Source organism: Microcystis sp. 49638_E5 (assembly GCF_021300285.1).
GTDB lineage: Bacteria > Cyanobacteriota > Cyanobacteriia > Cyanobacteriales > Microcystaceae > Microcystis > Microcystis aeruginosa_C.
The window spans coordinates 1-6,074 of the sequence record NZ_JAJTDH010000146.1 but is presented as its reverse complement, the minus strand read 5'-3'; the positions used below and the strand labels follow the sequence as shown (position 1 = coordinate 6,074).

7 protein-coding genes are annotated in these 6,074 nt (G+C 41.5%); 1 reads left to right on the top strand and 6 read right to left on the bottom strand.

What is annotated here, in order from left to right; genetic code table 11:
• Nucleotides 1-2,549: coiled-coil domain-containing protein (locus LW728_RS22455; RefSeq protein WP_287768391.1), on the top strand; the 2,549-nt coding region annotated here is incomplete at its 5' end.
• A 251-nt stretch (nt 2,550-2,800) separates the two neighbouring features.
• Here the strand turns inward: LW728_RS22455 and LW728_RS22450 are convergent.
• From LW728_RS22450 to LW728_RS22425, 6 genes are all read right to left on the bottom strand, one after another.
• Nucleotides 2,801-3,223, bottom strand: coding sequence for a hypothetical protein (locus LW728_RS22450; RefSeq protein WP_287768390.1), 423 nt, complete (start codon nt 3,221-3,223; stop codon nt 2,801-2,803).
• A gap of 1 nt (nt 3,224) precedes the next feature.
• Nucleotides 3,225-3,587 (bottom strand): hypothetical protein, encoded by a 363-nt coding sequence (locus tag LW728_RS22445; protein ID WP_287768389.1) that lies wholly within the window; start codon nt 3,585-3,587, stop codon nt 3,225-3,227.
• A 24-nt stretch (nt 3,588-3,611) separates the two neighbouring features.
• Nucleotides 3,612-4,475 carry an adenine nucleotide alpha hydrolase family protein gene (locus LW728_RS22440; protein ID WP_287768387.1) on the bottom strand — a complete coding sequence of 288 codons (864 nt, stop codon included), beginning with the start codon at nt 4,473-4,475 and terminating at the stop codon, nt 3,612-3,614.
• Nucleotides 4,476-4,504: 29 nt separating this feature from the next.
• Nucleotides 4,505-4,747 carry a hypothetical protein gene (locus LW728_RS22435; RefSeq protein ID WP_287768385.1) on the bottom strand — a complete coding sequence of 81 codons (243 nt, stop codon included), beginning with the start codon at nt 4,745-4,747 and terminating at the stop codon, nt 4,505-4,507.
• A 58-nt stretch (nt 4,748-4,805) separates the two neighbouring features.
• Nucleotides 4,806-5,570, bottom strand: coding sequence for an effector-associated domain EAD1-containing protein (locus tag LW728_RS22430; protein ID WP_287768382.1), 765 nt, complete (start codon nt 5,568-5,570; stop codon nt 4,806-4,808).
• A 54-nt stretch (nt 5,571-5,624) separates the two neighbouring features.
• A partial coding sequence (locus tag LW728_RS22425) for a DUF5895 domain-containing protein (RefSeq protein WP_287768380.1) occupies nt 5,625-6,074 on the bottom strand: 450 nt, incomplete at its 5' end.

The following is a 6,074-nucleotide window of genomic DNA, read 5'->3' as shown; positions in this document are numbered from 1 at the left end:
TAATTAGTGTGTTCCAGAGATTGGCAACTGGTGGGGACGTAATTGATAACCTTAACGCTGTTAGATCCCAGAAATTCTTTAACACAATTGAACAAGGGAATGCCGTATTAGAGTCTTCAATTAAACTAAGAGCCGATGACGCTAGAGGAATAAATGTACAGGCGGCGGCGGTTGAGTTGGCAGGGGATCAACTGGCTAGACAGCTATCAATAGCCAAGGATAGCCTAGCTGTAACCGATGCAGAAAGACAGGCTAAAGATAACCTAGTTAAGCAGCTAGAGAGAGAAATAGAAGCTAATCGCAGATTGGAGGATTCCCTAGCAGGAATTGATAAAGCTTATGGTGATGTTTTAAGGGCTGTCAACAAAAGGATTGAGGGAAGTAAAAGAGCAGAAGCTGAGTCATTAGCAGAAATAGCCAGATTAGAAGTCGAGGGGACTGAACTACAGGAGTCCTTAGAAAAACGAAAAGCAGAAGCCACTAAGAAAAGAATATCTGAGGAGTTACAAGCACAACAGGATTTATTGAAATCCTTACAGTCTCGTCAAGATGCCACAACTAGCACAAAGACCATTGATGAGATTGAGAAAGTCAACAAGAAAATAACTGATTTAACAAAAGAACAGGCTAACAGTGAGATAGAGGCAGAAAAAGCTAAACAAGCCGAAAAGATAGCCATAATTGAAGAAGCTTCCCAGAAAGCTCTATCTGCTTCTTTGGAAGCAGAACAAGAGCGATTAATTGAACTGCAAAAACTCTACAATGCAGATTTAATCAGCAAAGAAGACTTAGAGCTAGAAAAGTTAAAAGTCACCCAAAAAGCTACGGACGCTCAACTAGAAGCCGTCGAAGAAGAGATAAAAGCGGTTAATAGTGCCGATATTTCCCAAAGACAGAAAGAACTGAAGCTGAGGGAATTAAGGGAGAAGTCTTCGGATTTAGTCCTTCAAGCATTACAGAAACAAAAAGAAGTAGAAGAGTCTTTATTTAATATTGCCAAAGCTCAAATAGAGAGATTGGCTAAAGTCCAAACTGATAGAATTGAGCTTTTCAATGAAGAGCTTGACCTAAAAGCTAAAGTCATCGACTCCGACAAAAAAGCTCAACTAGAATCGGAAAAACTAACCAATCTCCTAACCATTCAAGAAAAATCTTTAGAGCGCCAGTTAGCAATTGTCGGTAAACGAAACGAGTTGCTAAAAGCTCGCTCCGATGCCTCCTTATTTGTTTCCACAGCAGAGACTGATAGGCTCAACCGCGCACTAGAGATTGTACGGAAAATCAACTCAGGGGACATCGGTAGCCAAAAAGAGCTTAAAGCACTCAAGCAAGAATTATCAGACTTAGGTATTGGTGGCACGATTCGAGAAAAAGACCTAATTGAGCAAATTGGGAAACAGGAAGCTAAAACTAGGGAACTTAAACTAAAAGCCCTAGAAACAGAGCAAAGAATCCAATCCCAGATACTAGAATTAGAGATCCAAAAAACAGAGCAAGCCCAAAAACGAGCATTAATAGAGGCTCAATCTCAGGTGCGGACTGCTCAGGTAGAATTTGCTAAAGCTCCGATAGAACAAGCCAAAACTGACTTAGCAGCGCAAAAAGCCGTAATCGAATCGACAAAAGAACTGGCGATCGCGCAAAAAGAACTAAGTCAAGCTTCGGGTGATAGTGAGAAAAAACAAGCACAGGAGGCAATAGCCCTAGCTCAAAGAAGGCTAGAGATTGCCCAACAGGAGTTAGCTTTATCTCGTGATACTACTTCTACCGACCTAGCTAGGGAGCGGTTGGGGCTTGCTATTGAGAATCTTAGGGAGCAGGAAAAGATATCTAGTGACCAAAACTTGATTAACGACTACCAGCGGGAAGGCTTGAAGTTAACCCAAGCACAGGCTAAAGCACAATTAGAGATTGAAAACAGGACAAACCGCGCTGCTAATCGAACCAATCGGGCGGTAAGTGAGGCTAGTCGTTCCCAAGGATTCGTAGCAGATCCCATAGTAGAACGTCGTAGACAAGATGAGATTGACGCGATTAAAGCTAAGAGCAGACTAGAAAGGGAATCTAACGCCGATACCCAGAAAGCTATAGCAGAGGCTAGAAATCGCTTCAATCAGGAGGATATCGACAATCGGGAAAAAGCTATCAAGGCACAGGGGGCGATCACTGTACCTGTAAGTTTAGAGCCATTGCCACTAACTGACCTAAAACGTCAGGTAGAGAGCAATCCACCTCTTGATATTCCTGCTAGGCTAAAAATTGACAACAATGGCAACTTGCTAGATTCTCAAGCCCTAAATGTTCCTACCATCCCACAACCGCAGGAAGTGGGCAATAGAGGGAAAAATGGTATGGCTCAACTCGGATTAGATATATTGAATCAATTAAAAGACTTAGGGCTTAAAATCCCTAATGTCCGCCCTGAAGTCAACGCAACCTTTAATAATCAGTTTGCCTCTACTGACCAGAAAGAATTACTCAGAAAAGCTAGAAATCAGAACTTAGCTGATATAGAATCGGTTTTTGCTAATGTTGTGGGGGCTTTCTAATCTGCTTTTCCTTTCTAATTAAGATTCGTCATGTTTGTTAATAAGTAGTCCCGAAAATCCCTAATTGCTTTAGCTAAAGACCTCGATAAGTCCCTGATTACGATTAGCACTAAGTGAGTCCCTGTAAGAACTATTAAGAGTAAGTACCAAAATGGAGCGAGTATTACTATCCAAAAAAACTCTAAAAGATTAGATATAGCTTTTTTCATCATTTTAGTTTTCCTCTGGTTTATTACTGAAATTGTTGTCAACTACTTATTTAGATGTATCCATTTAGAGTCGTGGATCAAGGCAAATAACCACTCTTTAATGCAAGTAAGTTGATCGCCTTCTGGTACCTCGACCATATCGTTAAAAACTTCCAGTCTTGTCACTGGATATGAAGCTAGGTAGTATTGAGCAAGAAACGCCTCTCTTTGTTCCCATGACTTATCTCTTTCATTGGGATCTATTAGAATCCGAGACAATCCCGAATGGTAAATCAGGAAATAATTAGACTCAAAATCGTCTAATAGTCCATCAAATGCAAGAAATTCGTCTTGAGACATGGGAATGTAAAGCATTTTCTCACATTTTGATTCATCCCTAGGAATAAATATGCCAGGACCGTATGATTCCCTTGACTCTTTCAGTACATCCTCTTTAGTCCATTCAGTCTTTAGTAGTTCAGTCATTTTAGTTTTCCTCTGGTTTGATTTGGGGAGATTGAACTCCTGTCTTACTCTTTTTCTTCCACTTTTCATTTACCTTTTTCAGCAAGGAAGGGAACAGAAAAGGCCAGTGAATGCCAGCTATGGCAAAAGCCAGCATAACGGCTTTAGTTGTGTAGTCCGATTGCAAAAGAACTCCGCCCGTAAGATTAATGTCTTCATTGCGAAAATAAATTACTTCGTTTTCGCAATAAACCTTCCCCCGAATAATTTTAGAAAGCCAATTAACGATGGTATCTTTGTTTTCTGTAAATACCATCTCAACGATTCGGTTTTCCGCCTCCCTACAAAGTTCGTTATCCATTAATCGTTCTTCACTTCCTGCCATAAAAACTCCTCTAATTTAGTTGACTTATACCCCACAATGCCCCTCGCATTCCTGCGAAAAGCCCCTTAGTTCCGAGCTATGGAACAGCCCAGGTATAAACGGCTGATCCAATACAGCCGATTCTAGGGGAGTTCCTGACGAGTGAATAAAACAGGGATAATTGGACTTACCAAAAGTTGGTAAGTCCCTAACTTTTCTATCAAACTCTACAGCCTTCTGGAACGTCTCGGGGTCATTCTGCTTCATTGACAGCCATCTCTCGTGATTGGTAAAAGGGCAAAAATAACAAGCACTTTTAGGCGGTGCGTAGCCTAGGTAATGCTGACCTAAAGCGGAGCAATGAGAAGCAGATAATCCTAACTCAATAAGAGGATAGACGTTCGTTATCCATGAACTCTTATTGGTTTTCATTCTTTGGCTTTCATCCATGGATATGCCAAGCCACAACTTAACTTGTTCCCTGACTCTCTGGCGTGGCTTGTAGCCAAGGGAATCACGGATTGCTTTAGTAAGAGGTCGAATTTTAAAATCATTCGTACACTGCCTCTTTAGCATTCCCACGCCTTCAGGAGTCTTGACAAAAAAAGGAACTGTTGACCATTGATCTAGGTTATCAAGAGGCTTAAAGTTGCCATCTTTATCTAAATTTCTGCAAACATTGAACTTATAACCAGCATCCTCTAAAAGTTTCTGCATTTTTTCGATGTGATCGTATACTGGGGCGGGTTCCGCCCCAGTATCAGCAAAATTGATATTAGCAGGGAGAGTTAGCCCTATTTCTGTAAACTTTTCAGGATGGTGAATTAATAACAGCGCGATTGCCGTAGACTGCCTCCCTCCTCCAAAAGAAAAAAATGTTGATGGATCTTTCTCAATTAAAACTTCCATAATTCCTCTAAAGAATCTTTCTTCATGGCTTACCAAGACTCCCCCGCATTCTCCATCTCGTATCCTTCTATTGTAGCTTTTAGCTCTTGGTTCTCTGCCTTTAGTTCGTCGATTTTTGCTTGCATTACTCCTGCTTCCCTGAGCAAAGATTGTAGATTTGAAACGTGACTATTTCTGGCACATTCCAACTCGTAAGCGTGATTTTTAGCCTTTTCTTTTAAATCTTTGTTTTCACTCAAAAGCTCATCGTAACTAGGTTTTAGACTGCCCATTGTTTTATCCTCTGTTGTCTGTGAGTTAGGGGACGGTTGCCCATCCCCCGTGAATGATTTAGAATCGGTTAGCCCATTCAATTAATGCGCTATTTCGTGGCCTTTTAGATGCTAGTGCCTTGACAAAACTGGCAGTCATGCCATAGGACTCTGTATATTGCGTGATAAAATTAAAAACGGCTGTATCATAGTTGCTACCATTTTTAACCGATGTCCAGTTAATATCTAGCTTTTCTGACAGCGTTATCGCAAATTCATCTTGAGATGGAAATGCAGCGAGGATAACCCTTCGCAATTCCCCTATCTCCTGCCCTGTTAGCTTTTTGCCAGAATAACTAACGGTTACATCAGAATTAACTGCGGTGATGTTGTTAGTGATGTTTGTCACTAACCCAACAGCGGGGGCGGTCACGATATCATCTTCTAATCGCGTCAATTCGTATTGTGCCAATTGCTCCAACTCAGCAATAGTCAAATCGTAGGAAGCAAATCCGAACCCACCTTTAAGTTGCTCTTTTAGGGCTTTTAAACCTAAGATCGTTAGCTCAACGCACTCTACCCGTTCGGCTTCCTTGTTTTGAGGAGAAAAAGTTAGAAGATAAACTATATCAGCTAACTCTTTTGGGGCGTTTTTTTCGACCTGCTCGGAGGTCAGTCTAAGCTTGGTTATCACGTTTTGAGTACGTCGCCGATAATCTAGCAATGTGTCGATAAATTCAGTTCTTGCTACTAATGGGGCGATTTCTTGGGCAAATTCATAGACTTTAATTGCTGCGTTGTCAGATTGAATGTTTTCTTTGTTGTTTCTTGGGATTAAGCTCATTGTTTTGTCCTCATAAGTGAATAGTGGGGGGGAATTAATTCCCCCGTAAATAATCTAGAAATCAACGGACTCAGGCAGTGCCAAAGTCGGGGTAGGAGAAAGCAATGGCAGGGAGGGCTGTAAGCTGTCCCATACTAAGTTTTTAGTCTCAGCGTCAAACCCAACAAAGTAATTTTTCCAGTCCTCTGGTTTGGGGACATCATGCCCTACGACCCGACAGGTAAAAGACTTTTGTTTTTGCCCTACCTGCTCCCTTTTGGTTTGAAAAGAGAACACACATAAGGAGTTAAACTTGGCAGTTTTTGGACGTGCGGGCACTTTGTTGGCGATCGCGTGGCAGGTCGTAACCTCCACGACTAATTGCTGCCAGTTCATGCTAAAGCTTGCCCCATTAGCTCCCTTGGCGATGTATTGAAACGGAATAGCGTGGAGGGGCTTGTTGTCTTTGCCCAACAGAATGACCTCATAAAATTGGATATTTGAGACGTTTTCCATCTCTTTAAA